Source organism: Streptomyces sp. NPDC037301 (assembly GCF_055602785.1).
Genome location: NZ_JBVJWD010000030.1, coordinates 51,592 through 69,996 on the forward strand (window position 1 = coordinate 51,592; position 18,405 = coordinate 69,996).

Annotated in this window: 13 protein-coding genes and 1 pseudogene; 10 read left to right on the forward strand and 4 right to left on the reverse strand. The window is 69.6% G+C overall.

Annotation, left to right across the window (positions count from 1 at the left end; genetic code table 11):
• Window positions 1–37: 37 nt before the first annotated feature.
• On the reverse strand, window positions 38–1,036 hold the full coding sequence (locus tag ACZ7IB_RS33985) for a TAXI family TRAP transporter solute-binding subunit (protein ID WP_470917862.1): 999 nt from the start codon (window positions 1,034–1,036) through the stop codon (window positions 38–40).
• Window positions 1,037–1,229: 193 nt separating this feature from the next.
• Here ACZ7IB_RS33985 and miaB point away from each other — a divergent pair, with 193 nt between their 5' ends.
• Window positions 1,230–2,723, forward strand: a complete 1,494-nt coding sequence (miaB, locus tag ACZ7IB_RS33990; protein ID WP_470917923.1) for a tRNA (N6-isopentenyl adenosine(37)-C2)-methylthiotransferase MiaB — start codon at window positions 1,230–1,232, stop codon at window positions 2,721–2,723.
• Between the two features lie 68 nt (window positions 2,724–2,791).
• Entirely contained in the window at window positions 2,792–3,505 is a 714-nt protein-coding gene (locus tag ACZ7IB_RS33995) for a class III extradiol dioxygenase subunit B-like domain-containing protein (RefSeq protein WP_470917864.1), read from the forward strand.
• A gap of 93 nt (window positions 3,506–3,598) precedes the next feature.
• On the opposite strand, the gene ACZ7IB_RS34000 is transcribed toward ACZ7IB_RS33995, so the two are convergent.
• A complete protein-coding gene (locus ACZ7IB_RS34000; protein WP_470917866.1) occupies window positions 3,599–3,895 on the reverse strand; it encodes an antitoxin in 297 nt (98 codons plus the stop codon).
• Window positions 3,896–4,189: 294 nt separating this feature from the next.
• Between ACZ7IB_RS34000 and miaA the strand changes: the two genes are divergently transcribed.
• The 6 genes from miaA (at window position 4,190) to hflX (ending at window position 12,182) form a co-directional block, all read left to right on the forward strand.
• Window positions 4,190–5,128 (forward strand): tRNA (adenosine(37)-N6)-dimethylallyltransferase MiaA, encoded by a 939-nt coding sequence (gene miaA, locus ACZ7IB_RS34005; RefSeq protein ID WP_470917868.1) that lies wholly within the window; start codon window positions 4,190–4,192, stop codon window positions 5,126–5,128.
• A 107-nt stretch (window positions 5,129–5,235) separates the two neighbouring features.
• A complete protein-coding gene (locus ACZ7IB_RS34010; protein ID WP_470917925.1) occupies window positions 5,236–5,673 on the forward strand; it encodes a hypothetical protein in 438 nt (145 codons plus the stop codon).
• Window positions 5,674–5,799: 126 nt separating this feature from the next.
• Window positions 5,800–6,672 carry a diaminopimelate epimerase gene (gene dapF, locus ACZ7IB_RS34015; protein WP_470917870.1) on the forward strand — a complete coding sequence of 291 codons (873 nt, stop codon included), beginning with the start codon at window positions 5,800–5,802 and terminating at the stop codon, window positions 6,670–6,672.
• Window positions 6,673–6,812: 140 nt separating this feature from the next.
• Complete coding sequence (locus tag ACZ7IB_RS34020; RefSeq protein ID WP_470917872.1) at window positions 6,813–8,969, forward strand: RelA/SpoT family protein; 2,157 nt, start codon at window positions 6,813–6,815, stop codon at window positions 8,967–8,969.
• 96 nt (window positions 8,970–9,065) lie between these two features.
• Window positions 9,066–10,520, forward strand: a complete 1,455-nt coding sequence (locus ACZ7IB_RS34025; RefSeq protein ID WP_470917874.1) for a M1 family metallopeptidase — start codon at window positions 9,066–9,068, stop codon at window positions 10,518–10,520.
• Between the two features lie 141 nt (window positions 10,521–10,661).
• Window positions 10,662–12,182 (forward strand): GTPase HflX, encoded by a 1,521-nt coding sequence (hflX, locus tag ACZ7IB_RS34030; RefSeq protein WP_470917876.1) that lies wholly within the window; start codon window positions 10,662–10,664, stop codon window positions 12,180–12,182.
• Window positions 12,183–12,261: 79 nt separating this feature from the next.
• Here the strand turns inward: hflX and ACZ7IB_RS34035 are convergent.
• Both ACZ7IB_RS34035 and ACZ7IB_RS34040 read right to left on the reverse strand, forming a co-directional pair.
• Window positions 12,262–13,266, reverse strand: a pseudogene (locus tag ACZ7IB_RS34035) (trypsin-like serine peptidase).
• A 256-nt stretch (window positions 13,267–13,522) separates the two neighbouring features.
• Complete coding sequence (locus ACZ7IB_RS34040) at window positions 13,523–14,743, reverse strand: trypsin-like serine peptidase (protein ID WP_470917878.1); 1,221 nt, start codon at window positions 14,741–14,743, stop codon at window positions 13,523–13,525.
• A gap of 328 nt (window positions 14,744–15,071) precedes the next feature.
• Between ACZ7IB_RS34040 and ACZ7IB_RS34045 the strand changes: the two genes are divergently transcribed.
• Complete coding sequence (locus ACZ7IB_RS34045) at window positions 15,072–16,451, forward strand: diaminobutyrate--2-oxoglutarate transaminase family protein (protein ID WP_470917880.1); 1,380 nt, start codon at window positions 15,072–15,074, stop codon at window positions 16,449–16,451.
• Window positions 16,452–16,480: 29 nt separating this feature from the next.
• Window positions 16,481–18,370, forward strand: coding sequence for an IucA/IucC family protein (locus ACZ7IB_RS34050; RefSeq protein ID WP_470917882.1), 1,890 nt, complete (start codon window positions 16,481–16,483; stop codon window positions 18,368–18,370).
• Window positions 18,371–18,405 lie beyond the last annotated feature (35 nt).

Sequence of the window (18,405 nt, forward strand, 5' to 3'; positions counted from 1 at the left end):
GGCTCGGGGGTCGGGCCCGACGGAGCGGCGGCGGGGATCAGGGCTTGACCGAGCGGTAGTAGCGCTGGGCCCCTTCGTGCAGTGGCAGCGGATCGGTGTAGATCGCCGTACGCAGATCCACCAACTGGGCCGCGTGCACCTCGCGCCCGATCCGGTCCCGGCTGTCGATCACGGTCCGGGTGAACGCCGCGGTCATCGCCGGATCCGTACGGTCCGCGGTCACCAGCACATTGGCGACCGCCACCGTCGGTACCGCCTGCCCCTGCTGCGTATTGCGGTAGGCATCGGCGGGCATCACGGCCGACCGGTAGTAGCGGGCGGACCCGCCCGCCGCCTGGAGCTCCTTGATCAGCGGGGCCTCCAGCGGCACCAGCCTGATCGCGAACCGGTCCGACAGCTCCTGGACGGCGGAGGTGGGCAGTCCGCCGGACCAGAAGAAGGCGTCGAGCAGGCCGTTCTCCAGCTTCTCGGGCATGGTGTCGATACCGTCGGGAAGCGGCGTCACATCGTTCGAGGGATCGAGGCCGGCGGCTGTCATCAGCCGGTCGGCGACCAGCCGTACCCCGGAACCCGGCTGCCCCACCCCGACGCGTTTGCCGATCAGGTCCGAGACCTTCCGCACCTCCGAGTCACGCGGCACGACCAGCTGGATGTAGTCGTCGTACAGCCGCACACAGCCCCGCAACCGGTCGGCGCCCGGCTTGCCGCTGCGCAGATAGGTGGCGAGGGCATCGGCGGTGGCGATGGTGAAGTCGGCCTTCCCCGTCGCCACCCGCGCGATGTTCTGCTGCGATCCCTCACTGGTCTGCAGCCGTATCGACACCTGGGGCAGATCCCTGGCCAGGTCCCCCTTGAGCCGCTCGCCGTAGCGCTGGTAGACCCCGCTGCGTACGCCGGTGCTGAAGGTCAGCGTGCCGCTCGGCGCCGGTTCCCCGAGCGGGAGCAGCCACCACAGCAGCAGCCCGAGCACGACGGCGAGGGCGGCGCACGCCTGAAGGGTGCGGCGGCGGCCGATACGGGACAGTGCCTGGAGCATGGCGGCGATCCTGCCAGCCCGCCGGGGCGATGGCCAGGGCCGGGCCGCGGCGGCACGGAGCCTCGGTCCCCGTACCCGTACCCGTACCCGGACACAGGGGCCGTGAGCCCGGCCGGAGAGGTATTCATCATTGCGGCCCGATCGGAGCCCTTACCCTGGACGGGTGAGCGGCAACGACGTGGCTGGTGGAGTAGTGGACGGTTTGAAGACGTACGAGGTGCGCACCTACGGGTGCCAGATGAACGTCCATGACTCCGAGCGGCTGTCGGGGCTGCTGGAGGACGCGGGTTACGTACGTGCCGCCGAGGGCTCCGACGGCGACGCCGACGTGGTCGTCTTCAACACCTGCGCGGTGCGGGAGAACGCCGACAACAAGCTCTACGGCAATCTCGGCCGGCTCGCCCCGATGAAGACCAAGCGACCCGGCATGCAGATCGCCGTCGGCGGCTGCCTGGCGCAGAAGGACCGCGACACCATCGTCGAGCGGGCCCCCTGGGTGGATGTCGTCTTCGGTACGCACAACATCGGCAAGCTGCCGGTGCTGCTGGAGCGCGCCCGTATCCAGGAAGAGGCGCAGATCGAGATCGCCGAATCCCTGGAGGCGTTCCCTTCCACGCTCCCCACCCGCCGCGAGTCCGCCTACGCGGCGTGGGTCTCCATCTCCGTCGGCTGCAACAACACCTGCACCTTCTGCATCGTCCCGGCGCTGCGCGGCAAGGAGAAGGACCGCCGCACCGGCGACATCCTCGCCGAGATCGAGGCACTGGTCGCCGAGGGCGTCTCGGAGATCACCCTGCTGGGCCAGAACGTGAACGCGTACGGCTCCGACATCGGCGACCGCGAGGCCTTCTCCAAGCTGCTGCGCGCCTGCGGGAAGATCGAGGGCCTGGAGCGGGTCCGTTTCACCTCGCCGCATCCCCGTGACTTCACCGACGACGTGATCGCGGCGATGGCCGAGACGCCCAATGTGATGCCTCAGCTGCACATGCCGATGCAGTCGGGCTCGGACACGATCCTCAAGGCTATGCGGCGCTCGTACCGGCAGGAGCGCTTCCTCGGCATCATCGAGAAGGTGCGCGCCGCGATGCCGGACGCCGCCATCTCCACCGACATCATCGTCGGTTTCCCCGGCGAGACCGAGGAAGACTTCGCGCAGACCATGCACGCGGTCCGCGAGGCGCGCTTCGCCAACGCCTTCACTTTCCAGTACTCCAAGCGCCCCGGAACCCCGGCCGCCGAGATGGAGGGGCAGATCCCCAAGGAGGTCGTCCAGGAGCGGTACATGCGCCTGTCCGTCCTTCAGGAGGAGATCTCCTGGGAGGAGAACAAGAAGCAGGTCGGCCGAACGCTGGAGATCATGGTTGCGGAGGGCGAGGGTCGCAAGGACGGCGCCACCCACCGCCTCTCCGGCCGTGCCCCCGACAACCGCCTGGTCCACTTCACCAAGCCGGACGAGGAGGTGCGTCCGGGCGATGTGGTGACCGTCGAGATCACCTACGCGGCCCCGCACCACCTCCTCGCCGAGGGCGTTCCGGTGGGCGTACGGCGGACCCGGGCCGGGGACGCCTGGGCGAAGCGCACCGTCACCGAGGCCGCCAAGCCTGCCGGAGTGATGCTCGGGCTGCCCGGTATCGGCGCCCCGGCGCCGCTGCCCGCAACCGCGGCCCCCGGCTGCGGCTGCGACTGACACCGGCAGGACGCAGACGGCGGCGGTGGCCGACGGGCGCATCGCACCCAAGCAGTACGCTGCCCACCATGCTTGTCGCCGCCGCTGTCTGCCCCTGCCCGCCCCTGCTGGTACCCGAGGTCGCCGCCGGTGCCGCGCCCGAGCTCGACGCCCTGCGGGACGCCTGCGCCGATGCTCTCGGTGTGCTCGCTGCCGCCCGGCCCGATCTGCTGATCGTGATCGGACCCGCGGACCACGCGGGGCGTGGCCCGCATCCTGAGGGGGCCCCCGGCACCTTCAAGGGCTTCGGCGTCGACCTCGGTGTGCGGCTGGGGCGCGAAAGGGGGCAGGTGACGGATCGCCCGCTTCCGCCGTCCCTCGCCGTCGGTGCCTGGCTGCTCGCCCGCGCGCAATGGGCCGAGGCGCCGGTCGAAGGGCTCGGCGTGGGGGAGCCGCTCGAAACCGTTCGCTGCACGAGCACCGGACGGGACCTGGCCGCCAGGGCGGACCGGGTGGCCCTGCTGGTGATGGGCGACGGCAGCGCCTGCCGCACGCTCAAGGCCCCCGGCTATCTGGACGACCGTGCCGAGGCGTTCGATGCGGCGGCCGCCCATGCGCTGGGCACGGCGGACCCCGACGCGCTGATCGCGCTGGACGAGGCGCTGGCGTACGAACTGAAAGCGGCGGGCCGGGCGCCCTGGCAGGTGCTCGCGGGCGCCGCCGAGGGGGCGGGCCTGGGCGGCCGACTGCTGTATGAGGACGCCCCGTACGGCGTGGGCTACCTGGTCGCCACCTGGTCCTGAGCCCCCGTCCCTACCCCTGCCCGAGCAGATACAGCCGACGGCCGTGCAGCGTCCTCGCTCCACGGCCGTCCGTCGGGCTTGATCAGTTGATGTTCAGGAAGCGGGCGGCGTGCCCGGCGGCGTACCGCCCGGCGTATCCGGCGGCGTACCGCCCTCGTCGTGCTTGGTACCACCCTCGTCGTGCTTGTGGGACAGGCGCTCGACCGCTTCCTTGGCCTTCTTCGTGCCGGACTCGATCTTGTCGCTGTACTTGCCCTTGGTCTTTTGGTCGACCGTCCGTGCGGCCTTGTCGAGCCCTTGGTCGATCTTGTGCCCGTGCTGATGCGCGAGATCGCCGACCTTGTCCTTGGCGGGGTTCAGCTTGGCCTTCAAATTGTCCAGGAAGCCCATCGGGCACCTTCCCTGCTGGGGGACTAGGGTCGGGCGTCCTCTCCGACCTCGCTGCCGACGGCCTCATCAGGCAGCCCTGAGAGTGAACGGCAAACCGTGAAAAAACGCCCGTATTCACTTACGAATTCTACTGGTCCGGGCGAAGAACCGCGCCGCTCGGAGCGGCACACCCCGCCGCTACGCCTGCCCCTGCGCCAGGGCCGGGGGCTTGTGGCCGGAACGGCAGACGGTTTTTTCGGAGCGGGTCACCCCACTCGTTCCGGAAGAGGGCCGGAGGTTTGCGAGACTGGGGCGGTGAGAAGTTCAGCTCCCGCACCGCGGGTCATCACCGTCGTCGGTCCCACTGCAGCCGGAAAGTCCGATCTGGGGGTATTCCTTGCTCAGCAGCTCGACGGCGAAGTGGTCAATGCCGACTCCATGCAGCTCTACCGGGGGATGGATATCGGCACTGCGAAGCTGACGCTCTCCGAACGCGGAAACGTTCCGCACCACCTGCTGGACATCTGGGACGTCACCGAGACTGCCAGCGTCGCCGAGTACCAGCGGCTGGCCCGCGCCGAGATCGACCGGCTGCTTGCCGCGGGCCGTACCCCCGTCCTGGTCGGCGGCTCAGGGTTGTATGTGAAGGGCGCCATCGATGCCATGGAGTTCCCCGGCACGGACCCCGGCGTACGGGCCAGGCTGGAGGAGGAACTGGTCGAGCGCGGCTCCGGGGCACTGCACGCCCGGCTCGCGGCCGCCGATCCCGAAGCGGGCCGGGCCATCCTGCCGAGCAACGGCCGCCGAATCGTCAGGGCCCTCGAAGTCATCGAGATCACCGGCCAGCCCTTCACCGCCAATCTCCCCGGTAACGATGCGGTGTACGACACCGTCCAGATCGGCGTCGACGTGGCCCGCCCCGAACTCGACGAACGCATCGCGCTGAGGGTCGACCGGATGTGGACGGCCGGACTCGTGGACGAGGTGCGCGCCCTGGAGGCGCACGGTCTGCGCGAAGGACGGACCGCGTCCAGGGCGCTCGGCTACCAGCAGGTGCTTGCCGCACTGGCCCAGGGGTGCACGGAGGCCGAGGCGCGTGCCGAGACCGTACGCGCCACCAAACGATTCGCGCGCCGTCAGGACTCATGGTTTCGCCGCGACCCGCGGGTCCACTGGCTGAATGGCGCCGCGGAACACCGCGGGGAACTCCCGCACCAGGCGCTGGCGTTGGTCGAACGAGCGGTTACAGCCTGATCACGTGATGGCATCGGGAAGCCCTGCCCGTCATTTCGGTGACCGGGAGCGTGCCATCATCGAGCATCGATCGACCAGTGGAGTCCGAGTTGGGAGGGCGCGTGGCGATGGAGGCCGGCCCTCGCGACACAGAACAAGACGCACCGGACACGCTGCACGAGGCAGGACGCTTGAGCCCGGACGGGCCCGATGAGCTCGAGGTGACCCCCGAGGTCGAGGTCGAGCTGCGGCCCGCGCGGCGTCTGCGCATCTGGCAGCTCGCACCGATCGTCATGCTCGCCGCCGTGGGATCGCTGATGTTCGCGTTCCCGCTGGCCTTCGAGTTCGGCGACGGCGGCGCGGTCGTCGCCATGCTGGGCCTGCTGATCAGCTGCTGCGCCGCGGGCTGGGGCATGATGGCCGCCCGCCGCGTGGGTTACACCTGGCCCGGGCTGCCGCAGCGGGGCTCGGGCGAGCGATCCGACTGGCGCGTGATCGCACTGTACGTCGCCGTGTGCGCCGCACTGGTCACACTCGCCGTCTGGCGCGTGGCACGGCTCCGCTGACGGGCGGAGCGGCTGCAGCAGTGTGGCGCAGGGACCCTGCTTCGGCATGATGCCCGGTCGCTGCCCGGTGCACCCTTGCGCGACCTGGTTTCGTCGGCTGTCGGCGCCGCCTCGTACAGTTGCCCTGTGAGCATCTCGCAGATCGCCTTCCTCAAGGGCCACGGCACCGAGAACGACTTCGTGATCGTTCCCGACCCGGACAATGCCGTCGACCTGCCCGCCTCCGTCGTCACCCGGCTGTGCGACCGCCGGGCCGGCATCGGCGGTGACGGGCTGCTGCACGCCGTACGGTCCGCCGCGCACCCGGAGGCGCGGGCCATGGCGGGCGAGGCCGAGTGGTTCATGGACTATCGCAACGCCGACGGTTCGATCGCCGAGATGTGCGGCAACGGCGTACGGGTCTTCGCCCGCTATCTGCAGCATGCCGGACACGTCGAGGAGGGCGACCTCGCCATCGCGACCCGGGGCGGCGTGAAGAAGGTGCACATCGCCAAGGGCGGCGACGTCACGGTCTCCATGGGGCGTGCGCTCCTTCCCGAGGACGGCGTCACGGTCAGCCTGGCGGGCCGCAGCTGGGACGCCCGCAATGTGAACATGGGCAATCCGCACGCGGTCGCCTTCGTCGACGATCTGGCGCACGCCGGCGATCTGTTCTCCGTACCGCCGTTCAGCCCCGCGGCCGTCTACCCCGACGGCGTCAACATCGAATTCGTCGTGGACCGCGGACCGCGCCATGTCGCGATGCGGGTCCATGAGCGCGGTTCGGGCGAGACCCGCTCCTGCGGGACGGGCGCCTGCGCCGTAGCCGTCGCCGCGGCCCGCAGGGACGGCGCCGACCCCACGGAGACCGGCACCCCGGTCACGTACACGGTGGATCTGCCCGGCGGCACCCTCGTGATCACCGAGCGGCCGGACGGCGAGATCGAGATGACGGGAGCCGCCGTGATCGTCGCCGAGGGCTTGATCGACTCCGCCTGGCTCGAAACGGCGATCGGCTAGAGCTTCGCTCGAATGGGTGATCCGTTTCACGCTGAGCGAGAGCCGGACTCCGCCACGTGGTGGGCTCGGTAGCATCAAGCACCGGCCCGGAGGCGCGTCCGCACCTCCCCACCGCCGGTCGACGTCGCCGGAGGTGCCCCATGAGTGCAGAGGCCACCAACCCAGGTGCTCCCATCCGCAGGCGGAGCCGTCCCCGGATCGATCTCCGCAGGCTCGGCCGCGTCGCGCTGCTCGGCCCCGTCTCCCGCGACCGGCTGCCCGACGCGATCGGCCACGTCGCCGAGGCCCACCGCGCGCACCACCCGGATGCCGACCTCTCCATCCTGCACAGGGCCTACGTACTCGCGGAGTCCTCGCACCGCGGACAGATGCGCAAGAGCGGCGAGCCGTACATCACGCACCCGCTCGCCGTCACGCTGATCCTCGCCGAGCTCGGCGCCGAGACCACGACACTCACGGCCTCACTGCTCCACGACACCGTCGAGGACACCGAAGTGACCCTCGATCAGGTGCGGGAACAATTCGGCAAGGAGGTCTGCTACCTCGTCGACGGCGTCACCAAGCTCGAAAAGGTCGACTACGGAGCGGCGGCCGAACCCGAGACCTTCCGCAAGATGCTGGTCGCCACCGGGGACGACGTCCGGGTGATGTCGATCAAGCTCGCCGACCGGCTGCACAACATGCGAACCCTGGGCGTGATGCGTCCCGAGAAACAGGCCAGGATCGCCAAGGTCACCCGCGACGTGCTCATCCCGCTGGCCGAGCGGCTCGGCGTACAGGCCCTCAAGACCGAGCTGGAGGATCTCGTCTTCGCGATCCTCCGCCCCGAGGAGTACGAACACACCCGCGCACTGATCGCCGCCGCGTCGGCGCAACCGGACGCCTCCGGCGCCGCGGCCACCCCGGACCCGCTCGCCGCCATCGCCGAGAACGTCGCAGCGGTGCTGCGGGAGGCCGGCATCCCCGCAGAAGTCCTCATCAGGCCGCGCCACTACGTCTCCGTACACCGCGTCAGGATCAAACGCGGCGAACTACGCGGCACCGACTTCGGCCGGCTGCTGGTTCTCGTCGGCGAGGACGCCGACTGCTATGCCGTGCTCGGTGAACTGCACACCTGTTTCACCCCGGTGATCTCCGAGTTCAAGGACTTCATCGCCGCCCCCAAATTCAACCTGTACCAGTCACTGCACACCGCGGTCGTCGGCCCCGACGGGGCGGTCGCCGAAGTCCTCATCCGTACACACCGGATGCACAAGGTTGCCGAGGCAGGCGTCATCGCCCTCGGTAATCCGTACGCCGCGGACAGCGGCTCCGCGGCGCAGTCCGCCGAACCCGCGGACGGAGAGCGCGCCGACCCGACCCGGCCCGGCTGGCTCTCCAGGCTCCTGGAATGGCAGCAGTCCGCCCCGGACCCCGACACCTTCTGGACCACACTCCGCGCCGACCTCGCCCAGGACCGGGAGATCACGGTCTTCCGCACCGATGGCGGCACGCTCGGACTGCCCGCCGGAGCCAGCTGCGTCGACGCCGCCTACGCGCAGTACGGGGACGAGGCGCACAGCTGCATCGGCGCCCGGGTCAACGGCCGGCTGGCCACCCTCGGCACCGTACTGAGCGACGGCGACACCGTGCAGCTGCTGCTTGCCGAGGACGCTGCCTCCGGCCCCTCGCCCGACTGGCTCGACCACGCCCGAACCCCAGCCGCCCGCATCGCCATCACCGGCTGGCTGGACGCCCATCCCGAGGATGCCCAGGGCCCGCACAGCAGCAGGCCCGCGGAGCCCAGGCCCGAACCACAGCCCCAGGAATACAACGACCCCGGGCACCCCAGGTCCGACAGCCGCACCGCGAGCGTTGTGGTGGACCGGCCGGATGCCACCGTACGACTCGCGGGCTGCTGCACCCCCGTACCACCCGACGCCGTCACAGGATTCGTCGTGCGCGGCGGCGCCGTCACCGTGCATCGGCTGGAGTGCCCCGCAGTGGCCCGGATGCAGTCCGTCGGCCGGGCGCCGGTCTCGGTGAGCTGGGGCGACGCGGCCGGTTGCCGGGTCACCCTGGTTGCCGAGTCCTTCGGACGGCCCCGGCTGCTCGCCGATCTCACCGAGGCGATCGCGACGGCGGACGCGGCGATCATCTCCGCCACCGTCGAACCGCCCAGCGAACAGCGCGTCCGGCACACCTACACATTGCAGCTCCCCGATGCCGCCGGACTGCCGGCGCTGATGCGCGCGATGCGCGACGTACCCGGGGTGTACGACGTGAGCCGCGCCCAGCACCCCGCCGCCACCGTCTGACCCCGCCGCGCAGCGCCATCTGCCACAGCGGTCTCGTTCGAGTGGCGTGGCGCGTGCCGCGCCTGCCCAGGTGGGAGTCGCTGGTAGCGGTAGTCCATGCCGATCATCTCCCGCCGTCTGCGGGCCGCTCTGCTGGCCACCGCATCGGCCGCCCTCGTTGCCGCCGCGCTCCCCTCACCCGTGCCGCTCGGAATTGGCGATCCGCTCTTCCCGCACCTCGGCAATCCCGGGTACGACGTCCTCTCGTACGACATCGGACTGACCTACCACGGCAGCAACAGCAAGCCGCTGGACGCCGTTACCACGATCGAAGCGCGGACCACCGAGCCGCTGGACCGGATCAACCTCGACTTCGCCCAGGGCACTGTCCGTACGGTCGAAATCAACGGTCTGCGCGCCGACTTCGCCGCGGCGGACGAGGACTTGGTCATCCAGCCCCCCGGCCGGCTCCCGGCCGGAGCGCCGCTGCACATCACCGTCCGGCACACCAGCGACCCGAACGGCGGCCAGGACAGCGGCGGCTGGCTGCGCACCGCCGACGGTCTGGCCATGGCCAATCAGGCCGACGCCGCGCACCGGGTCTTCCCGAGCAACGACCACCCCGCCGACAAGGCGTACTTCACTTTCCGGATCACCGCACCCAAGGACCTCACGGTGGTCGCCAACGGCCTGCCCGCAGGCACGGCCCGCAACGGTGCCGAGACCACCTGGACCTACCGGACCGAACACCCCATGGCCACCGAACTGGCCCAGGTCACCATCGGCCGTTCCACCGTCCTGAAACGGACCGGGCCGCACGGACTGCCGGTACGCGACGTGGTGCCGAGCGCCGACCGCAAGCTGCTGGAACCCTGGCTCAGCAAGACACCCGGACAGCTGGAATGGATGGAACAGCAGGTCGGCCCCTACCCCTTCGAGACATACGGGCTGCTGGTCGCCGCCACCGACACCGGCTTCGAGCTGGAGACCCAGACACTCTCGCTCTTCGAACGGTCCCTGTTCACCCAGACCGCCTACCCCAAGTGGTATGTCGAATCGATCATGGTGCACGAGCTCGCCCACCAATGGTTCGGTGACAGCGTCTCCCCACAGGCATGGTCCGATCTTTGGCTCAACGAGGGACATGCCAGCTGGTACGAGGCCCGCTACGCCGAGGAGCACGCCGACAAGCCACTGGAAAGCCGGATGCACGACGCCTACATCAGGTCCGACGGCTGGCGCTCCGCGGGCGGCCCCCCGGCCCGCCCAGAGGTTCCGGCGCCCGGACAGAAGCTCAGCCTGTTCCGGCCGGTCGTGTACGACGGCAGCGCACTGATCCTCTACGCGCTGCGCCAGGAGATCGGCGAGGACGCATTCGACCGGCTGGAGCGGAGCTGGGTGAAGAAGCACCGGGACTCCAACGCCGCCACCGCGGAGTTCGTCCGGCTGGCGTCACAGACCGCGGGCCGCGACCTGACCTCGTTCTTCGACGGCTGGCTGTACGGCGAGAAGACCCCGCCGATGCCGGGGCACCCGGACTGGCACAGTGCCAAGCCCGACGGACAGCGATAAACCCGGGTGACGGGCCCGGCGGACCATGCCACTATCGACGGGTCGCCGCGGCGGCCGGACCGGATTCCCGACAGCGGGAATCATCGGGAGAGGTCACGCGTTGTGACTGATGTAACGGACTTCCATCGACGTAAGGATCCAATGACCTCCTCTTCTTCCCTTCCCCAGGACGCGCAGGACGCGCAGAGCGCTACGGAGAATGTCACCGAGAGCCTCACCGAGAGCCTTCGGGCCGACGCCCTGATGGAAGAGGACGTCGCCTGGAGCCACGAGATCGACGGAGAGCGGGACGGCGAGCAGTTCGACCGCTCCGAGCGCGCCGCACTGCGGCGTGTGGCAGGACTCTCGACCGAGCTCGAGGACGTCACCGAGGTCGAGTACCGACAGCTGCGCCTGGAGCGCGTGGTGCTGGTCGGTGTCTGGACCTCGGGGACCGTGCAGGACGCGGAGAATTCCCTCGCGGAGCTGGCCGCACTTGCGGAGACAGCAGGCGCCATGGTGCTCGACGCTGTCTTCCAGCGCCGCGACAAGCCCGACCCGGCCACCTACATCGGTTCGGGCAAGGCGCTGGAGCTGCGCGACATCGTCCTCGAATCAGGGGCCGACACCGTCGTCTGCGACGGTGAGCTCAGCCCCGGCCAGCTGATCCATCTGGAAGACGTCGTCAAGGTCAAGGTGGTCGACCGGACCGCTCTGATCCTCGACATCTTCGCCCAGCACGCCAAGTCCCGAGAGGGCAAGGCGCAGGTCTCGCTGGCACAGATGCAGTACATGCTGCCGCGGCTTCGCGGCTGGGGTCAGTCGCTCTCCCGTCAGATGGGCGGCGGCGGTTCCAGCGGCGGTGGCGGCATGGCAACCCGTGGTCCCGGTGAGACCAAGATCGAGACGGACCGACGTCGGATCCGCGAGAAGATGGCGAAGATGCGCCGGGAAATCGCGGAGATGAAGACCGGACGCGAGATCAAGCGCCAGGAGCGCAAGCGCAACAAGGTGCCGTCGGTCGCCATCGCCGGCTACACCAACGCGGGCAAGTCCTCGTTGCTCAACCGGCTGACCGGTGCGGGCGTCCTGGTGGAGAACGCGCTGTTCGCCACCCTGGACCCGACCGTGCGCCGGGCCGAGACGCCGAGCGGCCGGATCTACACCCTGGCCGACACCGTCGGGTTCGTACGGCATCTGCCGCACCACCTCGTCGAGGCGTTCCGCTCCACCATGGAGGAGGTCGGTGAATCCGATCTGATCCTGCATGTGGTGGACGGCTCCCACCCGGTGCCGGAGGAACAGCTCGCCGCGGTGCGCGAGGTGATCCGCGAAGTGGGCGCGGTGGACGTGCCCGAGGTCGTGGTGATCAACAAGGCGGATGCGGCCGATCCGCTGGTGCTGCAGCGGCTGCTGCGCATCGAGAAGCATGCGATCGCCGTCTCGGCGCGTACCGGCGCCGGTATCGACGAGCTGCTCGCACTCATCGACACCGAACTGCCTCGGCCCTCGGTCGAGATCGAGACGCTCGTCCCGTACACCCAGGGCGGGCTCGTCTCCAGGGTGCACGCCGAGGGCGAGGTGATCTCCGAGGAGCACACGTCGGAGGGCACCCTGATCAAGGCGCGGGTGCATGAGGAACTGGCAGCAGTCCTCTCCTCGTTCGTCCCCGTGGCGCACTGACCGCAGCGCGGTACGGCTCAGAACGGACCGAAGGCCCGCTCCCTCGTCAGGAGCGGGCCTTCGGGCGTACGCGCGGCTGCTACCGGCTGCCGAACTTCTCGCTCATCGCGGTGAAGACGTCCTGTGTGTCCTTGCCCAGGTGAGGGCCGGCGAGCCAGCCCGAAGTCACCCGGCCGATGGAGGTGTTGGAGACCAGCGCGAGCTGCCCATCGCGCTGATCTTCGAGATCTCGGCGGCATCGAAGTTGACCGGCAGGGCGTTGCCCACGGTCTCCTCCAGGGACTTGTTGCCCTTCTCCGGCTTCACATGCAGCACCGCGTAGTCATAGGGCGCGCCTTCGCCTCCGGTGGGACCGCCGTCGGCGAGCCATTCACCGGATGTCGTGGCCCAGTCGGCCCAGTACGCGCCGTACGGGGCGTGCTCCTGCGGCTGCGCGTTCTCCAGCGCGGCGACTGACTCGCCCTTGTCGTTGTACGCGGGCACGAACACGATGTTGCGGTACCAGCCGCCCTTCGAGCCGGCGTGCACACAGTGTCCGGCGGTCCATACCAGATTGGACCCGCCCGGGTTCTCCGGGTCCTCGACGACGGTGCCCGAGCAGACCATGGTGCCCTCGGGGGAGTCGAAGAGCACCTTGCCGACCGGGGCCGCGTAGTCGTGTTACGGAGTCTTCTCGCGCTCGGCCTTGACCGGGGCGGGCTCCGGGTCGGTGACGCCCTGGTTGCCGGAGAGGTCGCCGGCCGCCATGGTCTTCGCCGGATCCTTGGCCGACCTCATCCGGTCGGGCTTCCACAGCCCCTCGACGACCGGGTTGACGAAGTCCTTCGCCTCACGCAGCCACTTGTCCTTGTCCTTGTCCCAGTTCTTCCACTCGCCGTTTTTTCCACTTCCCCGGGTCGACGCCATGCTTCTTCAGCGTCGCGGCCAGACCGTCGGACAGGGAGCCGGAGTCCTTGCCACCCGGGGAGTCGGCGGCGGCGGGTTTGTCGGCTGCGTTGTCCTCGCTCGGACCACAGGCCGTGACCGTCAGCGCGAGCGCCGCGACGAGGCTGGTCGCGGCGAGCAGCGGACGTATGGATCGCATGGAAAAGATTCCCCTGAAATCTCCGAATTGCCATGAACTTGTCATGTGGAACGGTGGCCGGACCAACGGCCACCGACGATGCAGGCCCACCCTATGACGGTGCGGACCGTGCTCTCTGTCACAGAGACACAACCCGCATGGTGCGGGCCACTCGGGGCCGTAGCGCGACAGCAAAGGCCCCGGCGGGCAACAGCCGCACCGGGGTCCCTGATGTGCCGTCACCGTCACCCGAGCCTGGCCGGGTGACGGTCCGTCGTCACTGCCCTGCGTACTTCTTGCTGACCGACTCGTAGACGCCCTTGGCTTCCTTGCCGAAGCGCGGTCCGGCCAGCCAGCCGGCCGTCACCGGGCCGATGGAGGTGTTCGAGACGAGGGCGGGCTTGCCGTCCTGACCCGCCGCGACCCAGCCACCACCGGAGGCACCGCCCGTCATGGTGCAGCCGATGCGGTACATCGTGGGGTCCTGCGCGGTCAGCGAGAGCCGACCCGGCTTGTCCGCGCACTTGAAGGCCTTCTGGCCGTCGTAGGGCGGAGCGGCCGGGAAGCCGGTGGCGGTCATGCTGTCGATGTTCGGCACGGCCGGGGCATTGAACTCGACAGGCAGTGCGGAGCCGACCGTTTCCTCCAGGGACTTACCCGTCGAGCCCTTCTCCGGCGTGACATGCAGCACCGCGAAGTCGTACGGGGCGCCCTGCCCGCCGATCGAGGAACCCTGAGAGATCCACTGGTCGGACGTCTGTGCCCACTGGCCCCACCACACGCCGTAGGGCGCGATCTCCTGCTTGGTCGCCTTCTGCAGCTCGGCCGTCGACAGACCGCTGTTGTTGTACGACGGCACGAACGCGATGTTGCGGTACCAGCCGCCCTTCTTGCCCGCGTGCACACAGTGCCCCGCGGTCCACACCAGGTTGGACTTTCCGGGGTGGGCCGGGTCCTTCACCACGGTCGCGGAGCAGACCATGGAGCCCTCGGGGCTGTCGAAGAGCAGCTTCCCGGACTCCGCGGCATTGGCGTGGTACGGCGTCCGGACGCCGGCGGCCTGGACCGGCGCGGGCGTCGGGTCCGTCACGCCCACGTCACCCGAGATGTCATTGTCGACCGGCTTCTCCGGCGACTTGTCGGCATCCCGCATCCGGTCCGGGTCCCAGAGGCCCTCGATGATCGGGTTGACGAAGTCCTTGGCCTCGCGCAGCCACTTGTCCTTGTCCCAGTTCTTCCACTCGCCGTTCTTCCACTGGTCGAGGTCGATCCCGTGTTCCTTGAGCCGGTCCTTCAGATCGTCCGGAATGGTGATCTTGCCGTCCGAGGACTGGCCGGCGGAATCGCTCGGCTTGTCACTGGCGTTGTCCTCGCTCGGACCGCAGGCAGTGGCGGTGAGCGCGAGGACCGCAGTGACCGCGGCCACGGCGAGCACCGAGGGGCGCGTGCGACGTGCGCTCCCCTGACGTGCGGTGAGAACTGGTCGAATGAGTCGCATGTGGTGATCCCCCTGGGACTTCGTAACTCAACACTTCTGTACTGCACTTCGGTACTGCTCCGAGCCACCTGCTCCGAACGCCCTGCGGACCCTCGGAAATCTGCCCGAGCCCTCCGTGCGGCCCCCACTATGCCGGTGCCGATGGGGACGGTACGCAGCAGGGCCATGGTTCCGCCCCGCAAGGATCTTCGGATTTACCCGTGATCCCCTGCGCCCGGCGTCGTTGGTACGTACGAGGGACTCGAGGACAGCGTTCATCCCCGCAGTCCGTCCGTGCGCCGACGTACTGACGTGCAACGCAACTGTTACAGCGGGAGGACCAACAGCCGTGGCCGTGACCGAACCAGCCCCGGTGGCAGCACCGGCGGTGCACGAGGGGATCCTGCGCCGCCAGTCGCTGCGCGAATCCGCCGCCCGTACCTATGCGCGTTCACTGCCGATCGTGCCGGTACGCGCCCGTGGGATGACCATCGAAGGCGCGGACGGGCGGCGATACCTCGACTGTCTCTCCGGAGCCGGCACCCTGGCACTCGGGCACAACCATCCGGTGGTTCTGGAGGCGATCAGGAAGGTGATCGACTCGGGCGCACCGCTGCATGTGCTCGACCTCGCCACCCCCGTAAAGGACGCCTTCACCACGGAGCTGTTCGCCACCCTGCCGCGGCAGTTCGCCGACAACGCCCGGATCCAGTTCTGCGGACCTGCCGGTACGGACGCCGTCGAGGCAGCGTTCAAACTGGTCCGTGCCGCGACCGGCCGCAGCGGACTCCTCGCCTTCACCGGCGCCTACCACGGGATGACGGCAGGAGCCCTTGCCGCCTCGGGCGGTGCCGAGGACGTACGGGTGACGCGTCTGCCCTTCCCGCAGAACTACCGTTGCCCCTTCGGTATCGGTGGTGAGCGCGGCGCGGAGATCGCCGCCCGGTGGACCGAGAATCTCCTGGACGACCCCAAGGGAGGCGCGCCCGCGCCGGCCGGGATGATCCTCGAACCGGTGCAGGGGGAGGGCGGTGTGAACCCCGCCCCCGACAGCTGGATGCGCCGGATGCGCGAGATCACCGAGACCCGGTCCGTCCCCCTGATCGCCGACGAGGTCCAGACAGGCGTCGGCCGCACCGGTGCCTTCTGGGCGGTTGAGCACAGCGGGATCGTGCCCGATGTGATGGTGCTCTCCAAGGCCATCGGCGGCTCCCTCCCGCTCGCAGTGATCGTCTACCGCTCCGAACTCGACACCTGGCAGCCGGGCGCCCACGCCGGCACCTTCCGGGGCAACCAGCTCGCGATGGCGGCGGGCACGGCCACCCTTGCCTTCGTGCGGGAGCACCGCCTCGCCGAGCGCGCCGCGACACTCGGCGCCCGGATGGTCGCACGCCTCCAGGCACTGGCCACGGACCACCCGTCCATCGGAGACGTCCGCGGACGGGGCCTGATGATCGGGGTGGAACTCGTCGACCCCGAGGCCGCTGCGCGGGGCGGCAGCCCTGAGCCCCCGCCGGCCCCGGTCCTTGCCGCAGCCGTCCAACAGGAGTGCCTGCGTCGCGGGCTCATCGTCGAACTCGGCGGACGCCACTCCACCGTCGTACGCCTCCTCCCGCCCCTCACCGTCACCGACGAACAGGCAACAGCGGTCGTGGACCGCCTCGCCGACGCCCTGGCGGCCGCCGAGCGCCTGCCGCACCGCCGGACCACGACCGGGTCGATCCGCTGATCCCGGACACCATCACAAGAAAGACCGCCGTGAACCCCACCACCGCACCCCAGGCCGACGGCCCTCCCCCCACCCAGCAGCGAGGACAGGCCGGACTCACCGGCAACCTCGTCGTCGACCAGACCACAGTGCCCCGTCAGATGGCGGCACTGCACGACGAGCGGTACGCCCCGACGGCCTCGTTCACCTGTGCGGCACCGGCCGACCTCCTCGACCATCCGGACCCGCTGAGGGCCGCCGACACGGCGGGTGTCGAGAATCTGCTCCGCTGCTGGGTCCGGGAGAGCGACCTGCCCCGGCCGGACGGGGAAACGCTCCGAATCCCGCTCCCCGCCAGCGGAACCGCTCTGCTCGTCCCCGTCCTCTACTGGTCCGCCACGGGCTGGCACCGCTTCGGCATGCCCGCCCTGGAGGGGGTACCCGAAGGAGCACCGCGCGCCGACGCCGTCACGGTCGCCGCTCTCCTGGGTCGCGAGGCCGACCGCCACGAAGGCGCCGACATGGTGGCCCGGGTCGCCGACTCCGTACAGCGGACGGCCGGCTTCATCGCCGAGCGGCGCCGCACCCCCGGCGCTCCGGCCGAAGCGGACCTCTTCCTCACCGCCGAGCAGTCACTTCTCCTCGGACATCCGCTCCACCCCACCCCCAAGAGCCGCGAAGGCCTCTCGGACTCCGAATCCCGCCTCTACTCACCCGAGTTGTACGGCTCCTTCCCGCTGCACTGGATGGCTGTCGACCGGTCCGTGCTGGCCACCGACTCGGCCTGGACCGACGGAGGCCGTCCCGTATCCGCCACGGAACTGATCACCTCCCATGCCGAAGGACTGCAACTCCCCGACAACACCACACCGATTCCGCTCCACCCGTGGCAGGCTCGCGAACTCGGACACCGGCCCGCAGCCGCCGCCCTGCTCGACGCCGGACTCCTGCATGACCTCGGACCGCACGGGAAGCACTGGTACCCCACCTCATCCGTCCGCACCGTGCATCGGCCCGGTGCCGAGCTCATGCTCAAGCTCTCCCTCGGCGTTCGCATCACCAACTCCCGTCGAGAGAATCTCCGCAAGGAACTCCACCGTGGAGTGGAGGTCCACCGGCTGCTCCGCAGCGGGCTCGCCGCGCAGTGGCACGCCGTCCACCCGGGCTTCGACATCGTCCGCGACCCCGCCTGGCTCGCAGTCGACGGCCCGGATGGCGAGCCTGTCGCAGGCCTCGACGTGATGCTGCGCCACAACCCGTTCGGTCCGTACGACGACGCAGTCTGCATCGCCGCGCTCACCGCCCCACGCCCCTGGCCGGGCCGCACGGGCATGCACTCACGCCTCGCCGAGATCGTGATCTCCCTGGCCGCTGCCACCGGAAGAGCCGTAGGTGCCGTCGCCACCGAGTGGTTCCTGCGATACCTCGACCGTGTCGTACGCCCCGTGCTCTGGCTCGACGCCCACGCAGGCGTGGCCCTCGAAGCCCACCAGCAGAACACCCTGGTGCTGCTCGATCCCCACGGCTGGCCCGTCGGCGGCCGGTACCGCGACAATCAGGGCTACTACTTCCGTGAGTCCCACCGTGCGGCACTGGAGCACCGGCTCCCCGGCATCGGATCGGTCAGCGACACCTTCGTCTCCGACGCGGTCACCGACGAGCGCTTTGCCTATTACCTCGGCATCAACAATGTGTTCGGCCTGATCGGAGCCTTCGGTGCCCAGCACCTCGCCGGCGAACACGTACTCATCGCAGCGTTCCGTCGATTCCTCGGCTCGGCCGCCGCACTGGGCTCCCCGCTGCCCGCACATCTGCTGGAAAACTCCCACCTGCGGTGCAAGGCCAACCTGCTGACCCGGCTGCACGGCCTCGACGAACTCGTCGGGCCTGTCGACACCCAGTCCGTCTACGTCACCATTGTCAACCCCCTATGTCCCTGAGGGAACATGACCACCGCCTGAACCGCCGAGAGGAG